This is a genomic window from Rhodococcus sp. T9N, from assembly GCF_024436645.1.
GTDB classification, from domain to species: Bacteria; Actinomycetota; Actinomycetes; order Mycobacteriales; family Mycobacteriaceae; genus Rhodococcus_F; species Rhodococcus_F qingshengii.
In genome coordinates this window covers 33143-58054 of the sequence record NZ_JAMSKS010000018.1, presented here as the reverse complement: position 1 = coordinate 58054, position 24912 = coordinate 33143, and the positions used below count along the sequence as shown (strand labels likewise).

At 61.8% G+C, this 24912-nt stretch carries 22 protein-coding genes; 12 read left to right on the top strand and 10 right to left on the bottom strand.

The features are described from left to right. The first annotated feature begins 2 nt into the window (after positions 1-2). Positions 3-2750 (top strand): DNA polymerase I, encoded by a 2748-nt coding sequence (gene polA, locus M1L53_RS24965; protein ID WP_007728727.1) that lies wholly within the window; start codon positions 3-5, stop codon positions 2748-2750. Positions 2751-2808: 58 nt separating this feature from the next. On the opposite strand, the gene trxA is transcribed toward polA, so the two are convergent. Both trxA and M1L53_RS24955 read right to left on the bottom strand, forming a co-directional pair. After that, complete coding sequence (trxA, locus tag M1L53_RS24960) at positions 2809-3180, bottom strand: thioredoxin (protein ID WP_003944106.1); 372 nt, start codon at positions 3178-3180, stop codon at positions 2809-2811. A gap of 74 nt (positions 3181-3254) precedes the next feature. Further along, entirely contained in the window at positions 3255-4250 is a 996-nt protein-coding gene (locus M1L53_RS24955; RefSeq protein WP_003944097.1) for a helix-turn-helix domain-containing protein, read from the bottom strand. Positions 4251-4463: 213 nt separating this feature from the next. Here M1L53_RS24955 and M1L53_RS24950 point away from each other — a divergent pair, with 213 nt between their 5' ends. Next, positions 4464-5393 carry a DMT family transporter gene (locus tag M1L53_RS24950; protein WP_054187415.1) on the top strand — a complete coding sequence of 310 codons (930 nt, stop codon included), beginning with the start codon at positions 4464-4466 and terminating at the stop codon, positions 5391-5393. Here M1L53_RS24950 and M1L53_RS24945 read toward each other — a convergent pair. Beyond that, positions 5338-5913: a 2'-5' RNA ligase family protein gene (locus M1L53_RS24945; protein ID WP_185744459.1), complete on the bottom strand. Its 576-nt coding sequence runs from the start codon at positions 5911-5913 to the stop codon at positions 5338-5340. The two genes, M1L53_RS24950 and M1L53_RS24945, sit on opposite strands and share 56 nt — an antisense overlap. Between M1L53_RS24945 and M1L53_RS24940 the strand changes: the two genes are divergently transcribed. From M1L53_RS24940 to M1L53_RS24925, 4 genes are all read left to right on the top strand, one after another. Further along, complete coding sequence (locus M1L53_RS24940) at positions 5879-6976, top strand: isocitrate/isopropylmalate dehydrogenase family protein (protein ID WP_039972997.1); 1098 nt, start codon at positions 5879-5881, stop codon at positions 6974-6976. The two genes, M1L53_RS24945 and M1L53_RS24940, sit on opposite strands and share 35 nt — an antisense overlap. Positions 6977-7182: 206 nt before the next feature. After that, positions 7183-8055, top strand: a complete 873-nt coding sequence (locus M1L53_RS24935) for an ABC transporter substrate-binding protein (RefSeq protein ID WP_024487476.1) — start codon at positions 7183-7185, stop codon at positions 8053-8055. Then, positions 8055-9011 (top strand): amino acid ABC transporter permease, encoded by a 957-nt coding sequence (locus M1L53_RS24930; RefSeq protein WP_019748635.1) that lies wholly within the window; start codon positions 8055-8057, stop codon positions 9009-9011. The genes M1L53_RS24935 and M1L53_RS24930 overlap by 1 nt, the downstream gene beginning before the upstream one ends. Then, entirely contained in the window at positions 9008-9769 is a 762-nt protein-coding gene (locus tag M1L53_RS24925) for an amino acid ABC transporter ATP-binding protein (protein WP_019748634.1), read from the top strand. Before M1L53_RS24930 ends, M1L53_RS24925 begins: the two co-directional genes overlap by 4 nt. 3 nt (positions 9770-9772) lie before the next feature. Here the strand turns inward: M1L53_RS24925 and M1L53_RS24920 are convergent, their stop codons facing one another. After that, positions 9773-10618, bottom strand: coding sequence for a class I SAM-dependent methyltransferase (locus M1L53_RS24920; protein WP_007728737.1), 846 nt, complete (start codon positions 10616-10618; stop codon positions 9773-9775). A gap of 337 nt (positions 10619-10955) precedes the next feature. On the opposite strand from M1L53_RS24920, the gene rpsA reads away from it, so the two are divergent. Further along, positions 10956-12443 carry a 30S ribosomal protein S1 gene (gene rpsA / locus M1L53_RS24915; protein WP_003944095.1) on the top strand — a complete coding sequence of 496 codons (1488 nt, stop codon included), beginning with the start codon at positions 10956-10958 and terminating at the stop codon, positions 12441-12443. 179 nt (positions 12444-12622) lie between these two features. Here the strand turns inward: rpsA and M1L53_RS24910 are convergent, their stop codons facing one another. After that, positions 12623-12838, bottom strand: a complete 216-nt coding sequence (locus M1L53_RS24910; protein WP_003944056.1) for a hypothetical protein — start codon at positions 12836-12838, stop codon at positions 12623-12625. Between the two features lie 159 nt (positions 12839-12997). Here M1L53_RS24910 and coaE point away from each other — a divergent pair, with 159 nt between their 5' ends. After that, a complete protein-coding gene (gene coaE, locus M1L53_RS24905; RefSeq protein ID WP_054187413.1) occupies positions 12998-14212 on the top strand; it encodes a dephospho-CoA kinase in 1215 nt (404 codons plus the stop codon). 4 nt (positions 14213-14216) lie between these two features. On the opposite strand, the gene M1L53_RS24900 is transcribed toward coaE, so the two are convergent. Next, positions 14217-14735 (bottom strand): DUF402 domain-containing protein, encoded by a 519-nt coding sequence (locus M1L53_RS24900; RefSeq protein ID WP_054187412.1) that lies wholly within the window; start codon positions 14733-14735, stop codon positions 14217-14219. An 86-nt stretch (positions 14736-14821) separates the two neighbouring features. Between M1L53_RS24900 and uvrB the strand changes: the two genes are divergently transcribed. The 3 genes from uvrB to M1L53_RS24885 all read left to right on the top strand — a co-directional run bounded on the left by uvrB (position 14822) and on the right by M1L53_RS24885 (position 18546). Continuing rightward, positions 14822-16984 (top strand): excinuclease ABC subunit UvrB, encoded by a 2163-nt coding sequence (uvrB, locus tag M1L53_RS24895; protein WP_007728743.1) that lies wholly within the window; start codon positions 14822-14824, stop codon positions 16982-16984. 45 nt (positions 16985-17029) lie between these two features. Then, positions 17030-17905, top strand: a complete 876-nt coding sequence (locus M1L53_RS24890) for an SCO6745 family protein (protein WP_007728746.1) — start codon at positions 17030-17032, stop codon at positions 17903-17905. A gap of 188 nt (positions 17906-18093) precedes the next feature. After that, the gene (locus tag M1L53_RS24885; RefSeq protein WP_003944055.1) at positions 18094-18546 is read left to right on the top strand and encodes a universal stress protein; all 453 of its coding nucleotides are present in this window, start codon (positions 18094-18096) and stop codon (positions 18544-18546) included. Position 18547: 1 nt separating this feature from the next. On the opposite strand, the gene M1L53_RS24880 is transcribed toward M1L53_RS24885, so the two are convergent. From M1L53_RS24880 to M1L53_RS24870, 3 genes are all read right to left on the bottom strand, one after another. Further along, positions 18548-19009, bottom strand: coding sequence for a DUF732 domain-containing protein (locus M1L53_RS24880; protein ID WP_007728747.1), 462 nt, complete (start codon positions 19007-19009; stop codon positions 18548-18550). A gap of 83 nt (positions 19010-19092) precedes the next feature. After that, a complete protein-coding gene (locus tag M1L53_RS24875; RefSeq protein WP_054187411.1) occupies positions 19093-21375 on the bottom strand; it encodes an ATP-binding domain-containing protein in 2283 nt (760 codons plus the stop codon). 131 nt (positions 21376-21506) lie between these two features. Further along, positions 21507-22439 carry a DoxX family protein gene (locus M1L53_RS24870; protein ID WP_003944048.1) on the bottom strand — a complete coding sequence of 311 codons (933 nt, stop codon included), beginning with the start codon at positions 22437-22439 and terminating at the stop codon, positions 21507-21509. A 491-nt stretch (positions 22440-22930) separates the two neighbouring features. Here M1L53_RS24870 and M1L53_RS24865 point away from each other — a divergent pair, with 491 nt between their 5' ends. After that, entirely contained in the window at positions 22931-24073 is a 1143-nt protein-coding gene (locus M1L53_RS24865; RefSeq protein ID WP_231783408.1) for a DUF6884 domain-containing protein, read from the top strand. Between the two features lie 33 nt (positions 24074-24106). Here M1L53_RS24865 and M1L53_RS24860 read toward each other — a convergent pair whose 3' ends face one another. Then, the gene (locus tag M1L53_RS24860; RefSeq protein WP_054187410.1) at positions 24107-24793 is read right to left on the bottom strand and encodes an MBL fold metallo-hydrolase; all 687 of its coding nucleotides are present in this window, start codon (positions 24791-24793) and stop codon (positions 24107-24109) included. Between the last annotated feature and the right edge of the window lie 119 nt (positions 24794-24912).

Here is a 24912-nt window from a genome sequence, read left to right as displayed (position 1 = left end):
CCGTGAGCCCCGCAACCACAACTCGGTCCAGCACGTCCACCGCTCCAGCCGGCACCACCGGCAAGGCGGACGATCGCCCTCTCTTGATGCTTCTCGACGGGCATTCGTTGGCGTTTCGCGCCTTCTACGCGCTGCCTGCAGAGAACTTCAAGACACACAGTGGGCAGGCCACCAACGCGGTGTACGGCTTCACGTCGATGTTGATCAACCTTCTTCGTGACGAGCAGCCCACCCACCTGGCCGCGGCCTTCGACGTGTCGCGTCAGACGTTTCGCGCCGACCTGTTCCCCGAATACAAGGCGCAGCGCGCGAAGGCTCCGGACGAATTCAAGGGTCAGATCGACATCACCAAGGACGTTCTCGGCGCGCTGGGCATCCCGGTCATGGCCGAGGAAGGTTTCGAAGCCGACGACGTGATCGCCACCTTGACCACGCAGGCGGAGGCCCTCGGATACCGGGTTCTCGTCGTGACCGGTGACCGTGACTCGCTGCAACTGGTGACCGACAACGTCACTGTGCTCTACCCGAAGAAGGGTGTCTCGGAGCTCACCCGATTCACGCCGACGGCCGTAGAGGAGAAGTACAGCCTCAGCCCGGCGCAGTATCCCGATTTTGCTGCACTGCGCGGCGACCCGAGTGACAACCTCCCCGGCATCCCCGGCGTCGGCGAGAAGACCGCCACCAAGTGGATCCGTGAGTACGGCGACCTGCAGGGACTGGTCGACAACGTGGACAAGGTCCGCGGCAAGGTGGGCGACTCACTGCGGGAGAACCTCGCGAACGTCCTGCTCAATCGTCAGCTCACCGAAATGGTTCGCGACGTTCCCTTGCCGTACACGCCCGAGCAGTTGGTGTTGGCCCCGTGGGACCGCGAGAAGATTCATGCGTTGTTCGACGATCTCGAGTTCAAGGTTCTCCGCGATCGACTGTTCGCGACCCTGTCGTCGTCCGAGCCCGAAGCAGAGGAAGGGTTCGAGGTCAGCGGCGACGCACTCGCCCCGGGTGCGGTTGCCGCGTGGCTCGACGCCCACGCACGAACCGGTGAGCGTCACGGCGTGACGGTGCTCGGAACCAGAACTCCGTTCGCCGGCGACGTCACTGCACTCGCGATCGCGGCCTCCGACGGTGAATGTGCATACATCGCGGCGTCGACGGCAACACCGGAAGACGAAGCAGCTCTCGGTGATTGGCTCGCCGACGCATCGCAGCCGAAGGCGCTGCACGAAGCCAAGTGGGCGATCCATGCTCTGCGTGGGCGTGGTTGGACGCTCGGTGGACTGACCAGCGACACTGCTCTGGCCGCGTACCTCGTCCGGCCGGGCCAGCGCAGCTTCAATCTCGACGACCTCTCGCTCCGCTACCTCAAGCGTGAACTGCGCGCCGAAACATCCGGCCAGGAACAGCTTTCACTGCTCGACGACACCGAGCAGCTCGATGCCGAAGCGGCCGAGACCGCGATGCTCAGCGCTCAGGCCGTTCTCGACTTGGCAGCTGCACTGGACACCGAGTTGGAGTCGATCGAATCCAAGTCGCTCCTCTCCGACATGGAACTGCCGTTGACGATCGAGCTCGCTCAGATCGAGGCCACCGGCATCGCCGTCGACAGCGCGCATCTGCACGATCTTCAGAGCCGTTTCGCCTCCCAGGTCGCCGACGCAGCAAACTCGGCCTACGAGGTGATCGACAAGCAGATCAACCTGGGTTCGCCGAAGCAGCTGCAGGTGGTCTTGTTCGAAGAACTCGACATGCCCAAGACGAAGAAGACGAAGACGGGCTACACCACCGACGCCGAGGCGTTGCAGGGTCTGTTCGACAAGACAGGACACCCGTTCCTCGAACACCTTCTCGCGCACCGTGATGCGACGCGTATGAAGGTGACCGTCGACGGTCTTCTCAAGGCCGTAGCCGAAGACGGACGCATTCACACGACGTTCAACCAGACGGTTGCCGCGACCGGACGTCTGTCGTCGACCGATCCGAACTTGCAGAACATCCCGGTGCGAAACGACGCGGGGCGCGAGATTCGCGACGGATTCGTAGTCGGGCAAGGGTTCGACGTTCTACTCACTGCCGACTACAGCCAGATCGAAATGCGCATCATGGCGCACGTATCAGGCGACGAGGGACTGATCGAGGCATTCAACACCGGTGAGGACCTGCACAGCTTTGTCGGCTCGCGCGCATTCGGTGTACCGATCGAAGAGGTGACTCCAGAACTGCGGCGCCGGGTCAAGGCGATGTCCTACGGTCTGGCCTACGGGCTCAGTGCCTACGGATTGGCGTCGCAGCTGAAGATTTCGACCGAAGAAGCGAAGCAGCAGATGGATGCGTACTTCGCTCGTTTCGGCGGCGTGCGGGATTACCTCCACGCGGTGGTCGAGCAGGCACGTAAGGACGGCTACACCTCGACGCTCTACGGTCGTCGTCGCTACCTGCCGGACCTCAACAGCGACAACCGTCAGCGTCGTGAGGTTGCCGAACGTGCTGCCCTCAATGCGCCGATCCAGGGCACTGCGGCCGACATCATCAAGGTGGCGATGATCAACGTGCAGAAGGCTCTCGCTGACGCCGGATTGAAGTCGCGCATGCTGTTGCAGGTGCACGACGAATTGGTGCTCGAAGTGGTTGCCTCCGAGTTGGAGGAGGTCACCGCGCTGGTCAAGGACAAGATGGCCACAGCCATCGAGCTGTCGGTACCTCTGGATGTTTCGGTGGGAACCGGTCGAAGCTGGGACAGCGCGGCTCACTAGGCAGCAACGAAAAAGGCTGGGCCGGAATCGACTTCGATTCCGGCCCAGCCTTTTCACGCTATTCAGCAGATGCGGTCTGCTCTGCGATCTGCTTGCGGACCTCGTCCATGTCGAGTGCCTTGACCTGAGTGACGAGCTCCTCGAGCTGAGCGGCGGGAAGCGCGCCGGCCTGGTTGAACACGAGTACGCCTTCGCGGAAGGCCATGATCGTGGGGATGGAGCGGATGTTGGCGGCCGCTGCGATTCCCTGCTCGGCCTCGGTGTCGACCTTGGCGTGAACGACGTCGGCATGCTTCTCCGAAGAGGCTTCGAACGTCGGTGCGAACTGGCGGCACGGGCCGCACCAGGAGGCCCAGAAGTCCACGAGGACGACGTCGCTGCCGTTGATCGTTTCGTCGAAGTTCTGCTGGGTGAGTGTCTGGGTGGCCACAGGGGTCCTTTCCATTGTGCGGGCTGTTGGTGTGTGCAACGCCCCGGAACCGCTGATTCTTCCCTGAGCCGATTTCAGCTTGCGTTCTCGGTCGCCCGAAACGTCCGGCGGTAGGCCTGCGGCGTGGTGCAACGCAGACGAATGAAGTGCTGGCGAAGCACGGCACCGCCGCCGAATCCGACGCGTTCTGCGATGACGTCGACGGAGAGGTCGGAATTCTCGAGGAGATGTTGGGCGGCCAGTACTCGCTGATCGCTGAGCCAGCGGGCGGGGGTTGTTCCCGTTTCCGCTTGGAAACGGCGCGCGAACGTGCGCGCGGACATGTTCGCGCGGGCTGCGACCATGCCCACAGTGAGGTCGAGGGCGAGGTTCTCCGTCATCCAGTCGAGGAGCGGGGCAAGGGTTGCACTCGGCGTCGAGGCGAGGGGAGTGGCAACGTACTGGGCTTGCCCACCGTCACGATGGGGCGGCACCACCATCCTTCTCGCGATGCCATTGGCAACGCGAGAACCCTGTTCTTTTCGGACGATGTGCAGGCACAGGTCAATTCCTGCCGCGGTGCCTGCGCTGGTGAACACCGGATCTTCGTCCACGTACAACACGTCCGGATCGACCTTGGCTTCCGGATACGTCTGGGCAAGCCTCTCTGCATGCCGCCAATGCGTCGTGCATCGCCTTCCGTCCAGTAGTCCAGCCGCCCCGAGGACAAACGCTCCGGTGCACAGACTCGCCACCTTGGCGCCCCGGGCTACGGCCTCGTTGAGTTTGACCAACAGGGGATCGACACTCGAGTCGGGACTCGGTGAGCACATGTACGCGTCGCCGGCGTCGTAGGTTCCGCCGGCGGAAACGACGATGAGATCGGCGTCGTCGAGAGAATCGAGGTTGTACGGAACATCGATGTTGTACCCGAACCGCGTTCGGATCGGACCCGGAACTGCGGCGATCAGAGAGAAGTCGTACGTGGGGAGGCCGTCGTCGGATCGGTCGAAGCCGAAGACTTCACATGCCACGCCGAGTTCGAACGCCTCGGTCATCGGCATCAGTGGGACCACCACTTTCGCGAGCATCTTTCGAGTGTGACAGAAAAACAGGAAAGTGGCAGAAAATCGTCCAAGTCTGGCTTTTCTGCCACTACTGCCACGTGGGACATTCCGTCAGGCTGGACACATGGCAATCATCGTCGTCAGCGTCTTGGTCCTACTGGTCCTGAACGTACTAGCTCTTGCCGGCCGAACGCCCGACACTCGTCACGACGTCAGTCCGCACGGAGACTTCACCCTTTGAGGGCAAGTCTGGCCTTTCAATACACCGCAGCTGCGGTGGTGTGGGGAGCCAGTTTCCTCTTCATGAAGATCGGGCTCGAAGGTCTGTCCTTCACGCAGGTAGTTCTGTGGCGCTTGGTCTTCGGTGCGCTCGCGCTGGTTCTCGTGTCAGCGGTCAGCCGGATCGGCCTACCGAGGGACTTTCGCGTCTGGAAACACATGGCTTTTCTCGCAGCGACACAATGCATCGTGCCGTGGCTGCTGTTCAGTTGGGCGGAGCAAAACATGTCCTCGGGACTCGCGAGCATCTACAACGCCACCACGCCACTGATGACTATGGCTGTCTCCCTTGCCTTTCTGCCGGGGGAGACGCTGACGCGATACAAATCGCTGGGGTTGCTTCTCGGATTCGGTGGGGTGCTGATCGTATTGGCGCCGTGGAATCTCGGCGTCGGCGGAAGTGTCAGTTCTCAGGTCGCTTGCCTGGGAGCGACTGCCTCGTACGGGATTTCGTTTGTCTACCTCAGACGTTTCGTGCTTCCTCTCGGCGTCGACACCCGCACGGTCGCGTTATTGCAGATCAGTATCGGTGCATTCGTGATGGTTCTGGCCTCACCGGTCATCGCGAATACACCGATGCACCTGACGCCGGCAGTTGTCCTGTCGATGATCGCTCTGGGCGCACTGGGGACCGGGCTCGCATTCATCTGGAACACCAATGTCGTTCAGGGGTGGGGGCCGACTGCGGCGTCCACCGTCACTTATCTCAGTCCAGTGGTGGGCGTCGCTCTCGGCGCAATAGTCTTGAACGAAAGCGTTGGCTGGAATCAGCCGGTTGGTGCACTCGCGGTGATCGCGGGAATCCTGGTGACCCGACGTGCAACCCGCTCTGTCACAGCGGCGGCGTCAGTAACCATTCCGTCTTCTGTTCGCCGTCCCAGCGCCTGATCGCGCCGCTGCGCCCGTGAATCACGTCGGTGCCCAGCAGGGCGATGGCTTCACCCAGACGTGCAGGTTCGACGCGTCGGGCGAGCGTTACATGAGGCGTCCACGCGCCGGGCTCGACGTGGGCGGGAAGTGCCGTCGAGCCAACTGTTGACTCGGCTATTTCTCGGTGCAGGTGAAGGAGTGCGCGCGAAGGAATGACCGAGCGCGCCAAGACCATCTGCTTGCCGCCGAACACGACGTAGCCACCGAGTCGGACCTCGAAGTCCGGGGCCGAGAAGCGCCGCTTCAACAGTTCGTCGATCTCCGCGGGGATCTCACGGGCGACGAACAGCGTGATGTGCGGACGGTTGGACGGGCTGTGATGAGAGGCCTGACTCGGTAAACCGGCGTCGGCGAGTAGCTGCCATTGTGCACGCACTGCCGACTCACTCACTGGATCGAGGAGCAATTCCACCGACTGGACCATGGTGAGCAATGATTGCCTGATGACAGGTGCGAGCGCAATCGGTACTTCGGCCATGCGGCTGGGGCTCATGCACGGCGACGGAATCGGCCACGAAATCGTCCCGGCGACACGGCAGATCGTGGATGCGGCGTTGTCAGCGGTTCATGCTCCGCCCGTCGAGTGGGTCGAGCTTCCGCTCGGGAGTACGGCCATCGACAGCCACGGCACGCCGATTCCCGACGAGACCATCGATGGGTTGGGGCAGCTGCAGGGTTGGATTCTCGGACCCCACGACAGTGCGTCCTATCCGGAGAGGTTTCGCGGACAACTCACACCCGGCGGCGTCATCCGGAAGAAGTTCGAGCTGTTCGCGAACATTCGGCCGGCAGCGGCGTTCCCCGGTGTCAAGGCAATGGTCCCCGACATGGATCTGGTGATCGTCCGCGAGAACACCGAGGGGTTGTACGCGGATCGGAACATGGCAGTCGGCAGCGGCGAGTTCATGCCGACGCCCGACATCGCGCTGGCCGTCGGTGTGTTCACCCGCGCTGCGTGTGAACGGATCGCACGCACTGCCTTCGCGTTGGCGTCGCGACGGCGCAATCACGTCACGATCGTCCACAAAGCCAACGTCCTCACACTGACCACCGGCCTGTTCCGTGACGCCTGCCGAACCGTCGCTGCGGAGTACCCACACGTAGTCGTCGACGACGAGCACGTCGACGCGATGGCGGCGCACCTGGTTCGACGCGGCGGCGACTTCGATGTCGTGGTGACCGAAAACATGTTCGGCGACATTTTGTCGGATCTGGCGGGCGAGCTGTCCGGTTCACTCGGAACCGCGCCGTCGATCAACGCTTCCGAGACGCAGGTCATGGCTCAGGCTGCGCACGGTGCAGCACCCGACATCGCCGGGAAGAATCGGGCTAACCCGACGGCACTGTTCCTCTCGAGTGCAATGATGCTCGACTGGCTCGGTGATGCGCGTGGCGATCGGTTGTTGTCTGCGGCAGCACGCCGCATTTCAGACGCGGTTCGCACGACCATCGCGTCGGGCATCGCGACCGCCGACCTCGGCGGTTTGGCATCGACCAGCGAATTTTCCGAAGTCGTGTACGCACACACTCTGCGTCGCTGATTCTTGTACGACAGGCCGGAATCTTGCGAAGTCGGCGACGGTGGAACTCCTGCCGTAACCTACCGTTCGACTGAATTTCGGATGGACGTTGCAAGTGCGGCGATCGACGAGTGGAGAGCAGAGTCGTGGTCGATGAAAACGCACGGGCACCAAGGCCACGTGGCGTGAGTTATGGCTCGAGCAGTGGCGGGCGTATCCGCGCCAACGTGGTGCGAGTCCTGTTGGTGGGCTTGATCGTCGCATTGTGCGGCGGATGTGTCACCAACAACGAGGGTCTCGTTCCGGAAGGGCCGCCACTTGATGTCCAGAAGGTGCCCGAGATCGCCGCACTTCTGCCGTCCAAGGTCACGGATTCGGGCAAACTGCAGGTCGGGGTCAACATTCCTTACGCGCCAAACGAATTCAAGGACGCGGACGGCAACATCGTCGGTTTCGACGTCGACCTGATGAATGCCGTTGCCGCCGTGCTCGGGGTCGAAGCTGTCTTCAACCAAGCCGACTTTGACAAGATCATCCCCGCTATTCAGTCGGGAAGCTACGACCTCGGCATGTCTTCGTTCACCGACTCCAAGGAGCGCGAGAAGACGGTCGACTTCGTCACGTACTACAGCGCGGGTATCCAGTGGGCCCAGCGGCCGGACAAGCCAGTCGATCCGAACAATGCGTGCGGGCTTCGGGTGGCGGTGCAGACCACGACCACCGAGGACATCGACGAGGTGCCTGCCAAGAGCGAGGCCTGCGTGGCCGAGGGCAAACCCCCGATCGACAAGATCAAGTACGACAGCCAGGACGACGCGGCCAACGCGCTCATTCTCGGTCGAGTCGACGCGCTGTCCGCTGATTCACCAGTGACCGGCTATGCGATCAAACGGAGCAAGGGCCGGATGGAAGCTGCGGGAGAACCCTTCGATTCGGCGCCTTACGGCTGGCCGATCGTGAAGGGCTCCGCCCTCGGTCCCGCCCTGCAGCAGGCAATGCAGTACCTGATCGACAACGGTGTCTATCAACAGATCGCGCAGACCTGGAGTGTCGAGGCCGGCGTCATCGAAGTATCCAAGATCAACGGCGCGGAAAGCTGATGAACATGACAACAACTGAGACCGGCGATCCGGTGCCGATCAAGGCGATTCCACTACGCAGACCTGGTCGTTGGATTGCCGCGGTCGTCGTCGTGGTCCTCTTCGGACTGTTCGTTTACGGCGCGGCGACCAACGAAGCCTTTGCATGGGGGACTTACGGTCAGTATCTGTTCGACAAACGCATCTCCGCTGGTGCGTGGACAACGATCCAGCTGACGGTGCTGGCAATGGTGATCGCGATCGTCCTCGGTGTGATTCTGGCAGTCATGCGACTCTCTCCCAACCCGGTGCTTCGCGCCGCGGCTTGGGGCTATCTGTGGATCTTTCGAGGAACACCTGTCTACGTGCAGTTGGTCTTCTGGGGCCTGTTCCCGTCGATTTACAAGAGCATCGATCTCGGTATTCCCTTCGTACATCAGTTTGCGCACATCAATCTCCAGGACTTGCAGGCAGCGTTTCTGTTTGCCGTGATCGGTTTGGCATTGAACGAGGCCGCCTACATGGCCGAGATCGTCCGCGCCGGCGTGAGTTCGGTCAACGAGGGCCAGACCGAAGCATCTGTTGCATTGGGTATGACGTGGAGTCAGACGATGCGACGAACCGTTCTACCGCAGGCGATGCGCGTCATCATTCCGCCGACCGGTAACGAGGTCATCAGCATGCTCAAGACCACCTCGCTCGTGACGGCGGTCCCTTACAGCTTCGAGTTGTACGGTCGAGCGCGCGATATCTCGGGCGCCAACTTCGAGCCGATTCCCCTGTTGATGGTGGCGGCGACGTGGTACCTCGCAATCACGAGTCTGCTCATGATCGGGCAGTACTACGTCGAGCGTCACTATTCGAAGGGCGCAACCCGAGCACTGACCACACGCCAACTTCAGGCACTGGCCGACGCGCAAGGAAAAGCTACGGTAGTGGAAACGCTTCCGGATACCCCCGGAGGAGAACGCAAATGACCCCCATGGTGAAAGCAGACCGAGTTTGTAAGAACTTCGGCGCATTGGAGGTCCTGAAAGGGATTTCGCTCGAAATCGACCCCGGTCAGGTCCTGTGTCTCGTCGGGCCGTCCGGGTCGGGCAAGTCGACGTTCTTGCGCTGCATCAATCACCTCGAGCAGGTCAACGCCGGCCGACTGTACGTCGACGGCGACCTGGTGGGCTACTCGGAGAAGAACGGAAAACTGTACGAACTTCACCCGCGAGCAGCGGCCAAACAACGCCGCGACATCGGGATGGTGTTTCAGCACTTCAATCTGTTCCCGCACCGCACCGCTCTCGAGAACATCATCGAAGCGCCGACGCAGGTGAAGCGCGTCAGTAAGAAGAAGGCTGTCGAACGAGCGAAGGACCTCCTCGATCAGGTCGGGTTGAGCGCCAAAGCCAACGCCTACCCGGCCCAGTTGTCGGGTGGTCAGCAGCAAAGAGTTGCCATCGCCCGCGCTCTCGCGATGGACCCGAAGCTCATGCTGTTCGACGAGCCGACGTCCGCGCTCGACCCCGAACTGGTCGGTGAAGTTCTCACCGTGATGAAGCAGTTGGCCAAAGAAGGCATGACGATGGTGGTCGTCACCCACGAGATGGGTTTCGCCCGCGAGGTCGCCGACCAGTTGGTCTTCATGGACGGGGGAGTTGTGGTCGAGGCAGGCGAGCCGCGGGAACTCCTGGCCAATCCTCAGCACGACCGGACCAAGGCTTTCCTGTCGAAGCTGCTGTAGCCGTCAGGGTTTGACGGCGCTGAAAATTGCAGTGCCCGGAAAGAGTTGGCCGCGCAGGGGACTCCACTGTCCCCATTCGCGGTCCAACCACTCCGGCCATTCGGGCTCGATGATGTCGCGCACCTGAAGTCCGGCGGCGACGATCTCACGAACCCGGTCGCCGATGGTGCGGTGATGCTCGACGTAGGTGGGGACTCCGTTGTCATCGACCTCGACATACGGGGTGCGGTCGAAGTAGGGGAGGGTCGCGGTCAAGCCCTTCGGCCCGGGATCGTCGGGGAAGATCCATCGAATCGGATGGTTGACGGCAAAGACCCACGATCCGCCGGGACGCAGAACCCGGGCGACTTCGTTCATCACTCGCTGCGAATCGGCAACGAACGGGACGGCGCCGAACGCGGAACAGACGATGTCGAAACTCTCGTCGGCAAACGGCAGGAGTTCCGCACTTGCCTGAATCAACGGGACTGCCGGTCCGCCGGCATTCATCGCGTCCTGCCCGCGGGCGAGCATCCCCATCGAGATGTCGAGACCGACGGCCCGAGCACCATGTCCGGCGAGCCATCGGGCACACGGTGCCGAGCCGCAACCCACTTCCAATATGTCTTTGTCGACTATGTCGCCGAGCAAGTGATGATCGCCCTCGTGCAGCCCTTCGGGGCACCAGACGAATTCACCTTCCGCGCTGTTCACGCCCAGAAACTCGCCGTGGGTTCGGTGGTAATCGTCGGCGTCGGCGTCCCACCACGCACGGCTGGCGCGGTCGCTGGCACTCGAATCGACACGGACTCGGCCGACGCCGCTGGTACCGAGAATGGAATTGGCAGCGGCATGGCGCTCGTCAGACATGAACAACACAGTAGAACGGGTGATGCGGGCGCAGGGTACCCGGGTTTGCCCGGCAAGATAGCCGACGCGTAGTCTTACTCACGCGAGTGTCTGTCATCCGACCGATTGTCTATACGAGATCTTTACCAAGGTCTCGGAATCAGTCGGACCGAGGGAGCTCGCGGTGCGCTTCCGCGGTGTGGAATGTGATCCGGTATTCGGTTGTTCGTTATTGATGCAGCTGGGTACTTCGATCTAGTACTTCACAAAGTACTTCCAACATTTGTACGCCACAGTTGCGCATCTCGTCCGACAAAATCCATCAACCGACCACAACTCGTCCGGAGCAATTCAACATATGCCCTCCACAACCGTCACCTCGCCGCAGGTTGCCATTAACGACATTGGCTCCGCCGAGGACTTCCTCGCCGCCATCGATGCCACGATCAAGTACTTCAACGATGGCGACATCGTCGAAGGAACCATCGTCAAGGTCGACCGCGACGAGGTTCTGCTCGACATCGGTTACAAGACCGAAGGCGTCATCCCTTCTCGTGAGCTCTCCATCAAGCACGACGTCGACCCCAATGAGGTCGTCTCCGTGGGAGATGCGGTCGAGGCTCTCGTCCTCACCAAGGAGGACAAAGAAGGTCGACTGATCCTGTCGAAGAAGCGCGCTCAGTACGAGCGTGCCTGGGGCACCATCGAGGAGCTCAAGGAGAAGGACGAGGCCGTCAAGGGCACCGTCATCGAGGTCGTCAAGGGCGGCCTCATCCTTGACATCGGTCTTCGTGGCTTCCTCCCCGCTTCGCTCGTCGAAATGCGTCGCGTCCGCGACCTCCAGCCGTACGTCGGCAAGGAGATCGAGGCCAAGATCATCGAGCTCGACAAGAACCGCAACAACGTGGTCCTGTCGCGCCGCGCATGGCTCGAGCAGACTCAGTCCGAGGTTCGCAGCGAATTCCTGCACCAGCTCCAGAAGGGCCAGGTCCGCAAGGGCGTCGTGTCCTCCATCGTCAACTTCGGTGCATTCGTGGACCTGGGCGGCGTAGACGGTCTGGTTCACGTTTCCGAGCTGTCTTGGAAGCACATCGATCACCCGTCCGAGGTTGTCGAGGTCGGCACCGAGGTCACCGTCGAGGTTCTCGACGTCGACCTGGACCGCGAGCGCGTCTCCCTGTCGCTCAAGGCAACGCAGGAAGATCCGTGGCGTCAGTTCGCCCGCACGCACGCCATCGGCCAGATCGTGCCCGGCAAGGTCACGAAGCTGGTTCCGTTCGGTGCATTCGTGCGCGTCGAAGAGGGAATCGAAGGCCTCGTTCACATCTCGGAGCTCGCTGAGCGCCACGTCGAGGTTCCGGACCAGGTTGTCGGCGTCGGCGACGATGCACTCGTCAAGGTCATCGACATCGACCTCGAGCGTCGTCGTATCTCGCTGTCGCTGAAGCAGGCCAACGAGGATTACAACGCCGAGTTCGATCCGTCCAAGTACGGCATGGCCGACTCGTACGACGAGCAGGGCAACTACATCTTCCCCGAGGGCTTCGATCCCGAGACCAACGAATGGCTCGAGGGCTTCGACAAGCAGCGTGAAGAGTGGGAGAACCGCTACGCCGAGGCTGAGCGTCGCCACAAGATGCACACCGCTCAGATGGAGAAGACCGCTGCAGACGAGGCCGCTGAGGCTGCCACCGCTGCTGCCGGCTACTCCTCGGAGACGGCTGCTGCAGACGACGCCGAGGCTCCGGCTGCTGCCGGCTCCGCTCCGGCCGAGTCCGCTGGCGGATCGCTTGCCAGCGATGCACAGCTCGCCGCACTTCGCGAGAAGCTGTCGGGCAACGCATAAGGATTACCGCTTGATCTGATCAGGCGAGATCTGTGAAGAACCCCGCCCCTGCACGTGCAGGGGCGGGGTTCTTTTCTCTGCCAGGTGTCACTTGCGAGCGAAGAATCAATTCAGTGAGTGAACACAAAAATGACCGGCACCGAAGGGTTGCCGGTCATTTTGTACTTCGTGAAGAGAACTCAGTTTGCGGGAGCAGGCACCCAGTAGGTGGCGGTCGCTTCGGCTGTGCGCTTACGCATCGACGCGAAGCTGTGTCGGCCTTGGCTCACGAGCATCGTGAACCACGTACGACGGTGCTCTGCCAGGGCAAAAGCAACTTCGGGAAACTCTATGCAGTGCACGCCGTTCGGCATTCCGAGGCGGTGCTGACCGTGATGGTCGCGATCTGCTCGCATGGCGTCCACTTTCTCGAGAAGGTGCAGGTACAGGTGCGTTCGCTAGAACATAACCGCACGGTCACCGAAATTGTGGTATTTGAGCCTCGAACGCCCCGGCGTGTTCGATCAGTAGGCGTGTCTGAATCTCTCGGGCGCGGAGATGAGAGACTGTCGAGTGTGTTGAGAGTTGGCCTCACTGGAGGCATCGGAGCCGGTAAGTCGACAGTGTCGAAAATCCTCAGCGAACTGGGAGCCGTCATCGTCGACGCCGACCTGATCGCCCGAGAAGTGGTCGAGCCCGGTACTGCGGGACTTGCCGCTCTGGTCGATGCATTCGGCGACGGGATTCTGTCCGAGGACGGCAGCCTCAACCGACCCGCGCTGGCGTCGTTGGCGTTTGCCGACGACACGTCACGCGGAACTCTCAACGGCATCCTCCACCCACTGATCGGTGCGCGGACGATGGAGCAGATTTCGTCTGCGCCGTCGGATGCAGTGCTCGTTCAAGATATTCCGCTGTTGGTCGAGGGTTCGATGGCGCCGGCATTCAATCTGGTCGTCATCGTCTACGTCGACGAGGAGGAACGAGTTCGACGCTTGGTGGACTCGCGCGGCATGCCTGAATCCGACGCTCGTGCGCGCATCGCAGCGCAGGCAAATGACGATCAGCGTCGTGCTGTTGCCGACGTGTGGCTCGACAACAGCGGAGAGCCGGGTTCACTCGACGACGTGGTCCGCGACTTGTGGGCGAATCGACTTGTTCCCTTCGAGAAGAACCTCCGCGAGGGCACGGTAGTGCGCGCACTGCCCGAGCTGACTCCAGCCGACCCGTCGTGGCCGGCGCAGGCCGAACGAATCATCGGCCGGTTGTCGTTGGCGTCCGGTGACCGCGCGCGCCGTATCGATCACATCGGATCGACCGCAGTGCCTGGTCTCGATGCCAAGGACGTGATCGACATTCAGATCACTGTCGAGCACCTCGGCGTTGCCGACGACCTCGCGGAAGATCTGGCCGCTGCCGGGTTCCCCCGGATCGAGCACATCGTCGCCGACGACCCGAAACCGTCGTACCTCGGTGGCGAGACCGATCCGGCGGTGTGGGCGAAGCGGATCCACGGGAGTGCCGATCCAGGGCGCCGCGCGAACATTCACATTCGGGTGGACGGTTGGCCAGGTCAGCAGTTCGCGATCCTCTTCCGCGACTGGCTTCGCTCCGATGCGTCGGCGCGTGCCGAATATGCCGAACTCAAGGTCAAGGCAGCCGAGAGTGCCGCCGGCATCGACGACTACGCCGCTGCGATCGACGCCTACCTGGGAGTCAAGACGCCGTGGTTCGACGCCGCTTTCCACCGGGCATGGGAGTGGGCCGAGAAATCAGGCTGGTCCCTCTAGCCACTCAGCGCCACGTGACCGGCATGCCCACCGAGGTGAGCCAGGCGTCGAGATCGTGACCGTGGGCGGCGATGCCGTCGATAGCGCGGGCCGCGTTCAGCATCGCACGCTCTGACGTCTTCGGGTCGAGAATCCCGGCGGTGTTCGCCTCGAGCAATTCGTCGACGTCGAGCAATTCGACGCTGCGTCCGGTCTGCACGATCAGGTCGAGGTAGTGGTCCTCGGACGTCCAGACCTGGTCGCCGCGGATGAAGTCGCCGATGTCGACATAGAAATCCCAGTCTCGGATGTGTTCCGGGGTGAAGTGCAGGATCGACGCCCGAATTCCGAGTTCGGGAATGATCCAGGACTCCAGGTAGTGAAACCGGGGATGGTCGGCGTGGCGCGCCATGTACAGCCCCCACGGTTCTTCGCGGTAGTGCTCGACCGGGCGAACGAAGCCCTTGGGATCGACGTTGGTGCGAGCTGCGATGTCGAAGGTTTCGACCTTCGGCCGGTGAATGTGGGGACGTTCCTCGCTCATGGTCGAAGAACCTACCGCCGAACTGCATTTTCGGCTGAACGCGGACGAGCGGGCATTGTGTCGGTAGGTGCGCTTACCCTGGTTTCATGGCGTTTGCTTCCGAACATCCCGTGGTCGCGCATTCCGAGTTTCGGCCGGTTGGTGACATCGAGCGCTCAGACGCGCGCTTCGAGGTCGTCAGCCCGTACGAACCGGCAGGCGATCAGCCGGCAGCTATCGCCGAGCTGGAGAAACGAATCAACGAGGGGGAGAAGGACGTAGTCCTCCTCGGTGCGACCGGTACCGGTAAGTCGGCCACGACTGCGTGGTTGATCGAGAAGCTGCAGCGCCCGGCTCTGGTGATGGCTCCGAACAAGACTTTGGCGGCTCAGCTCGCGAACGAGCTTCGGGAAATGCTACCCAACAACGCGGTCGAGTACTTCGTCTCGTACTACGACTACTACCAACCCGAGGCGTACATCGCCCAGACGGACACCTACATCGAGAAGGATTCGTCCGTCAACGACGATGTCGAGCGGCTGCGCCACTCGGCGACGTCCAGCCTTCTGTCACGACGGGACGTGGTCGTGGTGGCATCGGTGTCGTGCATCTACGGCCTCGGTACACCGCAGTCGTACCTCGATCGCTCGATTCAGCTGGACGTCGGTGTGGAGGTGCCGCGGGATGCGTTCCTGCGTCTGCTCGTCGACGTTCAGTACAACCGCAACGACATGGCGTTCACGCGAGGTTCGTTCCGCGTGCGCGGCGACACGGTCGAGATCATTCCGTCGTACGAAGAGCTGGCGGTCCGCATCGAATTCTTCGGTGACGAGATCGAGGCACTGTACTACCTCCATCCACTGACTGGTGACATCGTTCGCCAGGTCGACACGGTTCGTATCTTCCCGGCGACGCACTACGTCGCCGGCCCTGAACGCATGGAGCGTGCCGCCAAGGACATCGAGGCGGAACTCGAAGAGCGACTCGCCGAGCTCGAAGGCAAGGGCAAGCTCCTCGAGGCTCAGCGTCTGCGCATGCGTACGCAATACGACCTCGAGATGATCAAACAGGTCGGATTCTGCTCCGGCATCGAGAACTACTCGCGCCACATCGACGGCCGTGGCCCTGGAACTGCCCCCGCAACCTTGATCGACTACTTCCCGGAAGATTTCCTTCTGGTCATCGACGAGTCGCACGTGACGGTTCCTCAGATCGGCGCCATGTACGAGGGCGATATGTCGCGCAAGCGAAACCTGGTCGAGTTCGGATTCCGGCTACCGTCGGCAACAGACAACCGCCCTCTGACTTGGGAAGAATTCAGTCAGCGGATCGGTCAGACCGTCTACTTGTCGGCGACACCAGGTAAGTACGAGTTGGGTCAGTCCGGCGGTGAGTTCGTCGAGCAGGTGATCCGCCCGACCGGATTGATCGATCCCGAGGTCATCGTCAAACCCACCAAGGGACAGATCGACGATCTCGTTCACGAAATCCGCGAGCGAGCGGAACGTGACGAGCGTGTGCTGGTCACGACGTTGACCAAGAAGATGTCGGAAGATCTGACCGATTACCTGCTCGAACTCGGTATTCGCGTCCGCTACCTGCACTCGGATATCGATACGCTCCGGCGAGTCGAGTTGCTCCGTCAGCTCCGCCTGGGGGAGTACGACGTGCTGGTCGGCATCAACCTCCTGCGTGAGGGACTCGACCTTCCCGAGGTGTCGCTGGTCGCGATTCTCGATGCCGACAAAGAAGGTTTCCTACGTAGCTCCACCAGCCTCATTCAGACGATCGGCCGAGCGGCTCGAAATGTATCCGGTCAAGTGCACATGTATGCGGACAAGATCACCGCTTCCATGGCGCAGGCCATCGAGGAAACCGAGCGACGACGCGAGAAGCAGGTCGCCTACAACGAGAAGATGGGCGTCGACCCACAACCTCTACGCAAGAAGATCGCGGACATTCTCGATCAGGTGTACGAGGAGGCAGAGGACACTGCGGCGTCCGTGGACGTCGGTGGTTCGGGTCGCAATGCGACGCGTGGTCGGCGTGCGCAGGGTGAGGCCGGTCGTGCGGTCAGTGCGGGTGTGTACGAGGGGCGCGACACCAAATCGATGCCTCGGGCCGAATTGGCAGATCTGGTCAAGGAACTCACCGATCAGATGATGAACGCTGCACGTGACCTTCAGTTCGAGTTGGCTGGGCGATTGCGAGACGAAATCTCGGATTTGAAGAAGGAGCTTCGAGGAATGGACGCCGCGGGTCTCAAGTAGGTCGCCTCGCGTGCGTTCGTGCTTTCGACCGCTACGGTTTCAGGTATGGATGCACAGACTGCAGGCAAGACCGCGCGGACTCTCGAACTTCTCCATTCCTTGGCGTACTTCGTCCCGGAGACGGAGAAGGAACTTGTCGGCGTCGGGTTGGAGCCTGGCCGAATGGTGTACTTTGCCGGGCGATCAGCTCCGCTCGGCGCTCCACCCGCGACTGTCGTCACGGCCACCTTCTTCAACTTCAATCCTGAATTGATCGCCAGTGTCATCCCACGTGCCTGGGAATTGGCAAGGCCCACAGAGGTTGTCGCCGCGCGGTATCGGGCAATCGACGCGGCGTACGTCCGCCTGTTCGGTGCAGACGTGACAGGATCGGCGGACATGGCCGAGGCCGCCGAACTCGTGTCGATCGCTGCCCAGAACATTCCTGGAGTGGACGGCCGCCCTCTGTACGCGGGTTGGGCGTCGCTCGACTGGCCGGCCGAGCCGCACCTGCGTTTCTGGCACGCGCTGACACTGCTGCGTGAGTATCGCGGTGACGGCCACATTGCGGCCCTTCAGACCGCGGGATTGAACGGCCTGGACGCGTTGATCACGCACACCGCGACGGGAATCGGGTTTCAGCGCAAATTCGCGCAGACTCGTCGCGGATGGTCGCAGGAACAGTGGGACGAGGCCGTCGAGAGTTTGAAGGACCGCGAACTGCTGGATCGTTCGTCCGGTGCGCTGACCGAGGACGGGCAGGACTTGCGTGACGTCGTCGAAGACCTGACGGACGACCTCGCTTTGGCTCCGTGGGATGCGCTGGGTGAGGAGGGTGCCAAGCGGTTGCTGGAATTGGCGACGCCGTGGCGTACCGCCCTGGTCGAGCAGGAAGTATTTCCGGCGGCGCTGTTCGGGCCCCGCTTTGGCAAACTTCGCTGAGTGGTCACCACCGAACAAATGTGTCTGTGACGAAGAATCACATTCACTGTGGGCTTGTGGCGTGTACTGCAAATAACACTATCCGCGGCACAATCCCGCTAATGTCAGCGCAGCGGTTGTCGAGCGGGCGCAACAGCGTTGCGCCCGGTGCCGGCCGTACCGTCCGTCCCGTAACCATGGAGGAATGAATGAGTGCCTACCGGACCGTTGTCGTAGGAACCGATGGCTCCGAGTCGTCACTGAAGGCAGTCGACAGAGCTGCCGCCATTGCCAGTGGCTCGGACGCTCAGCTCGTCATCGCGTGTGCGTACTACCCGGCTGATCCCAAGGACGTGAGCGCTGCCGCTGATGCGTTGGGTAACGAGGCCTACCAGGTCACCGGTTCCGCTCCGACCTACGAGATCCTTCGCACCGCTCGTGAGCGCGCACATGCCCAGGGGGCAAAGGATGTTGTCGAGCGCGCCGTCGTCGGCGCTCCCGTCGAATCGCTTCTCGCTTTGCTCGACGAGGTGAAGGGCGACTTGCTGGTCGTCGGAAATCGCGGATTGAACACGTTGACCGGGCGTCTACTCGGATCGGTGCCTTCCGATGCCGCTCGCAAGGCGACGTCCGATGTCCTGATCGTGCACACCGTTCGCTGAACTACCGGCAGTAGTCGGCCTCGGCCGCATCGACGAACACTTCAGCCAGCTGATCGGCGCTGGGGGGTGTTGTCGATGCGGCCGAGCCGTTTCCGGAGGTGACCATTGGTTCGCTTGCTCCGTTCAGCGATACCGCCCGCAGATTCGCGATGATCATCGCTCGATCCGTTCCGGCCGCGAGCTGCTGGCAGACGCCGTCACCGAGCGCCTGCAACATGTCGTCGGAAAAGGCGGGCGTGACCCCGGTAGACGCAAGCGCCGCCCGCAGCCGATCTGCCTCGTCTACCGGTTTTTCTGTCGGTGCGGCAGCAACAGCAGCGATGTCGTCGCTGCCGGCAGCAGCCGTCGAACTCGAATCATCCTCTGAGCAACCGGCTGTCACCGCCGCAAGCATCCCGACGCCGATCACCACGCGAGCGATCTTGCGGATGGGTGCGGCGGAACTTGCGGGCAGGCCAAGCACGAGGGGTCATTCCTTCAGTCGTCGACACAAATTGGAGTGACACCACCATTCGTGGTGTCACGCACGAACCTACTCCGTGATGCTCACGAATCGAAGGCCAACTCTGCTGCTTCGACGCCGTCGAGAACCGCGGGGAGCGACTCGACGTGAATGATGCCGAGCCTCTGGGTAGCGCGGGTCAATGCGACGTAGAGGTCGTTCATTCCGCGTGGTGACTCGTCGAGAATGTCGGCAGGTTCGACGATCAACACGGTGTCGAACTCGAGTCCCTTGACGTCCTTGACGGACAGGACGCTTACGGTGTCACTCGCTAGGCCCGCCAGATCGGCAACAACCTCGGAACCGGCGATCACTGCGGTGATACCGGGATGCGACTCGGACTCGATGCAACGGCGCACGGTCGATTCCAATTCTTCGGCCGTGGTCTTGAGCGCCCACGGCGCGAATCCGCTGTCGCGTACCGACCGGGGCACGGATTGCTCCGGGTCGATCTCTTCGAGCACACGGTGCGCGACATCCATGATCTCCGAGGGAGTTCGGTAGTTGACGGTCAGTTCGGTGAGCTTCCAGCGCTTGGCGACGTAAGGCTCGAGAATCTTCTGCCAGGACGAAGTTCCCGCGGGATCACCGGTCTGAGCTGTATCGCCGACCAACGTCATCCAGCGATTCGGTATGCGCCGCATCAGCATTCGCCACGCCATTTCGGAGAGCTCTTGGGCTTCGTCGACGATCACGTGACCGTAGGTCCAGGTTCGGTCGCCGGCAGCGCGTTCTGCCGTGGTCTGGCGCTGGCCCTGATCGTGGCGTTGGGCGAGTTGGCTGGCGTCGATCAAGTCGTACGCCATCAAGATCTCGGGATCCATCTCGTCTTCGAGATCCTGTGGTGCAGACCCGGTGAGGATGTCGAGGGCGCCCTGGGCGTCGGCGATCTGCGCGCGCCATTCACGTTGTGCGCGTTCGCGTTCGGCGGCGTCGTCGACGCCGAGAATCTCGGCCAGTTCGTCGAGCAGGGGAGCATCGGCCGCACTGAAACCCGGTCCGACGCTCTGCAGAAGCTCGTCGCGTTGGGCGTCGTCGAGTTGCGGCGCTGCCTTGGCCAACCTCGCCGGCGACGTCCACAGTTCCGCGAGGATTTGCTGCGGCGACAATTCGGGCCACAGCTTTCCGATGGCGGACATGATGTCAGGGTCCTCACGCATCTCGTCGCGAATGTCGGCGATGTCGTCCCGACTGAGGAGTGACCCACCGTCGACGAGGTTTCCGCCGATGAGTTCGGCCATCTGCAGTGCCAACGCCTCGATGACTGCTGCCACGAAGATCGGGCGCGCCAGGTTGTGTGGGCGACGCGACGACCGAGCACGCCCGCGCGCCTTCGTGACAGTCTTTCGATCCAGCTTCAAGTCGTACGTGTCGAATCGAAGGGTAATCGGCTTCGACGGAACTTCCTGCCGATCCCGGACGGCGTTCTTGAGCACGTCGAGGATCGCGAGGGAACCCTTGATCTCACCGGCGGCGAGGGAATCCGTACGAGTCGCACGCACTCCGGGGTACAGGTCCCCGATCGTCGAGAGTAGAACTCCGGTCTCACCGAGTGAAGGAAGGACCTGGCTGATGTAGTCGAGGAACGTCGCGTTCGGCCCGATGATGAGAACACCGGCCTTGGCCAGTTGCTGGCGGTAGGTGTAGAGCAAGAAGGCGGCACGGTGAAGGGCGACTGCGGTTTTGCCGGTACCCGGACCGCCCTGGACCACCAGAACGCTTTTGTGCTCGGAGCGGATGATGGCATCCTGCTCACTCTGAATGGTCTCGACGATGTCGTTCATCTGACCCGTACGCGCTGCGTTCAGAGCGTCCAGGAGTGCGCTCTCACCGGCGACGCCACCGGCTTCGGTCACCACGCCGGCGGCTCGGGCAGCGTCGAGGTCCAGGTATTCGTCGTTGATTCCGGTGACTGTTCGGCTCCGACTGCGGATATGGCGTCGTCGCTTGACGCCCTCAGGTGCCGCGGGCGTCGCCAGATAGAACGGGCGTGCCATCGGAGCTCGCCAGTCGAGCAGTAGCGTTTCGTAGTCGTTGTCGGTGTCCAGAATTCCGAGTCGGCCGACGTAGCGTCGCTCGTCGTCGAAGTCGATGCGTCCGAAACACATTCCGTTCTCGGCTGCGTCGTACTTGGCGAGATCCTCGGTGTACATGGCATTGAAGGATTCGCGTTCACTGCGTGCTTGCGGGGTTCCGCCGGTCTCGAGGAGCACCGTGCTCAAGCGAGTTTGGGCATACTTTCGAAGATCGTCGAGACGGGAGTACAACATCGTCACGTACTGCTGCTCGAGCTCTTGCTCGTTCAGTGACGGGTCCGCGTCGGGCAAAGGATCTCCTAGGCTTGATGAGAAATTCACGCGCTGCAAAAGCGCCAAGACAGTCTAGTTCCCCCAGATGAACTGCCGCATAGATACAGGTCAGGCCACCCGAAGGTGGCCTGACCGTGTTTTCGGTGCACTCAGTGCGTCAATTCGTCCTTCTTGGCGCGAGCCTTTTCGAGCGCCTTCTCGGCGCGCTTTCGGGCACGCTTACCCAGCACCTCGGTCTGCTCCGACGCCGTTTCGGCCCACTCGTTGCTCTTCTCGAGGGCGAGTTCGGCGAACTCAGAGCTGCGCTTGCTCGCCAGCTCTGCCAGTTCGGCGCTGCGCTCGCGTGCGGTCTCGGCCAGTTCGGAGCCGCGCTTCTGCGCGACTTCGAGGATGTCCGGGCCGCGTTCCTTGGCGACCTCTCCGAATTCCGCGGCTCGCTTGCTCGCGATCTCCGCAAACTCGGAGCTGCGTTCCTTCGCAAGTTCGAGCCAATCCGTGCCGTGTGCCTTCGCGGTTTCGGCAAGCTCGGAACCGCGTTCGGAAGCCACCGACAGAGCATGCTCGACGCGATCGCTCGTGTGATCGGTCTGCGATGCGACCAATGGAAGTGCTGCGGCGATAGACGCCTGGGCTTTCTTCGCGGCGCGACGGCCGCGCCAGCCGAGCGACGGCTTGCCCTCGGTGTCGACGGAGGCGATCATCAGTCCGCCGAGCAAGCTGACGTTCTTGATGAAGTTTGTGCGCTGCATCGCTCGCAGTGACGGATCGGTTTCGTTCCAGAAGTCGTGACCGGCAAGCGTGGTCGGTACCAGGCTCCCCGCGAGCACCAACGACGCGAGCCGCGGCGCCTTGCCGGTGGCCAGCAGGGCACCGCCGCCGATCTGGACGGCGGCGTTGATCTTGACGAGTGTTTCCGGATCAGCAGGCACCTTCTGCGTCACTGCTCCTGGCAGCGTCTCGACGGATTTGTCGATCAGCGGTGACGCTTTGGCTGCTCGCTGAGCAGGGTTGCGCAAAGCATCGATTCCCCCGGCGATGAAGATCGTGGAAAGCAGTGGACGAGCAATTCGACGTACCAGCATGTTTCAAGCCTCCCGATGTAGGTTCGTTTTCCACCCTAGCGATCTCACAAGGAATTGGTCCGGTTCGGCGATCCCGGCACGCCTGACCCGGTTGACGGATTCCTGGTCGCCGAAACGCGCTGTACTGCGACGATGACTTCTCCACTGATCCGGACACACCGTTCTGAAGTATCCGTTACCGTTTGTCCGCTTACGGCGTGTTCGTGGTTGCCGCACGTGCGCACGTCGATGGTTCGGACGAAGCGCCCACTTAGTTGAGGCGCAAGGAATCGTGTCTGCAATAGATTGTGGGTCATATGGTGCACACTGTTTCTGTGGCGCAGTGGGACACATTAAGAGTGACATTGGTCGAGGTCAACGATTCGATTCATCTGACCTGGCAGGAACTTGAGTCAATCGTCGGTGAGCTACCGCCGTCTGCATCGAGGTACCGAGCTTGGTGGTCGGGCGATCGTCCTCACGTTCGAATGTGGCAACGAGCGGGGTTCAGCGTGGCCAGCCTGGAACTGGGGCAGGAAGTTACTTTTGTTCGTGCAGAACGAGTTCAAGCGGCTACTTCAACATCTGACCGGTATTCTCCGGCCGCGACTGTGCTGGCTTTGGGAGCCGGCACAGACAACAACGTCGCCCGGCCGGATCTCCTTCTTGTCACGTGTGTCAAGTCGAAGGGATCCGCGCCCGCCGCTGCCAAGGACTTGTATGTCTCGGCGCTGTTCAAAAAACAACGCGCGTATGCAGAAAGCAAGCGTGTTCCCTGGTTCGTCCTCTCCGCAGAGCACGGACCTGTGGCCCCAGATTCGTGGATTGCACCGTATGAGCGGTACTTGCCGGAAATGCCCGCCGCCTACCGCGCAGCGTGGGGATTGTGGACCGCGGAACGTCTCGAATTATTGGCGGGTCCCCTACAAGGCAAGGTCATCGAGATGCACGCGGGCGCTGCCTATGTCGACGCGGCGAAAGCGGCGCTGAGCTCCAAGGGAGCCACGGTGACTACTCCACTCGAAGGGCTCGCGTTGGGCGAGCGACTCGCGTGGTATTCGTCAGACCCGGAGGTGATCGATGAGTCTTACCACGGGTCGGGTGAATTCTTCCCGAGCGGCACCGCATCATTCGTCGCGATGCTGCTGGACGAGTCACGTTCGATCACCCCCTCTGAGTTGCTTGAGAGCAAGCGCGAGGAGCTACAGTCCCCTGGTCTCTATAGCTGGTGGGTTGACCAGGACGGCGCATCTGACCTGACTGATGGTCTCGAACTACTGGTCGAACCCGGACTGATCTACGCAGGACTGGCTGGTGCGACCCGATGGCCGAGTGGGAAGCGTTCGGCGAACACATTGTGGACTCGTGTCTGTGGCATGCACCTTGGCGGCAATCACGAATTCTCGACATTTCGAAAGACACTAGGGTCGATTCTCGCCCACGCCGCTGAAAGCCCACGAATCGATGAGGCGTATCTCACCTCGTGGATGAAGGAGCACCTAAAGGTCATCGCGATTCCTAGTGATGATCCCGACAATCTCGGATCCCTTGAGCACGATGTACTGGCAGATATCGACCCTCCGCTGAACCTGAAGGGGATGGCCATATCACCTGTACGTTCGCGGCTGAAAGAACTCCGACGCGACATCCGATAAACGCTCACATAAGACCAACCAAAACCTGACACTTCACCAACCGCGCTCGCGCCATTCCGCCAGGTGCGGGCGCTCGGCGCCGAGCGTCGTGTCCTTGCCATGCCCGGGGTAGACGACGGTCGCGTCGTCGTACCTTCCGAACAGCTTGTTTTCCACGTCGTCGAGCAGAGAAGTGAACTTCTCGGGGTCTGCGGTCTTGCCTACTCCGCCGGGGAAGAGTGAGTCGCCGGTGAAGAGGTGAACCTGTCCGCTCGGTTCGGTGAGAGCCAGCGCGATGGAGCCGGGCGTGTGGCCGGACAGGTGAATGACGTCGAGGCTCAAGTTGCCAACGGTCACCTTGTCGCCGTCTTCGAGGAGTACGTCCGGGGTGACGGGAAGGACCTCTGCGTCGAGGGGGTGCGCGGCGGTCGGCACCTTGGTTGCGGCGTGAACGTCTTCGAGTGCCAACCAGTGATCGCCGTGCTGGTGGGTGGTGACGATGGAATCGAAAACAGGTGCTTCCTGTTCGATGAGCGCGATGATCTTCTCGGCTTCGTTGGCCGCATCGATCAGGAGAGATTTCCCGGTCGTGGAACAGGCGACGAGGTAAGTGTTGTTGTCCATGGGGCCGACCGACATCTTCGTGATGACGGCGCCTTCGACTGTGCGCCGCTGAGGGGCAGAATCGGGGGAGACCTGACCGGTGTAGGAGTCGTCGATCACGATGGGCTGATTCGTCATGAAACGCAGGCTACCTTCGAATAGGGGCAGGTAGAGCGATGGGCTCGCCTGGTGAGAAAAACGTGTCGGTGGCTCGGCCTACGATGACGATCGCTCGAGGACTCGCGTTTGCGAGGCCA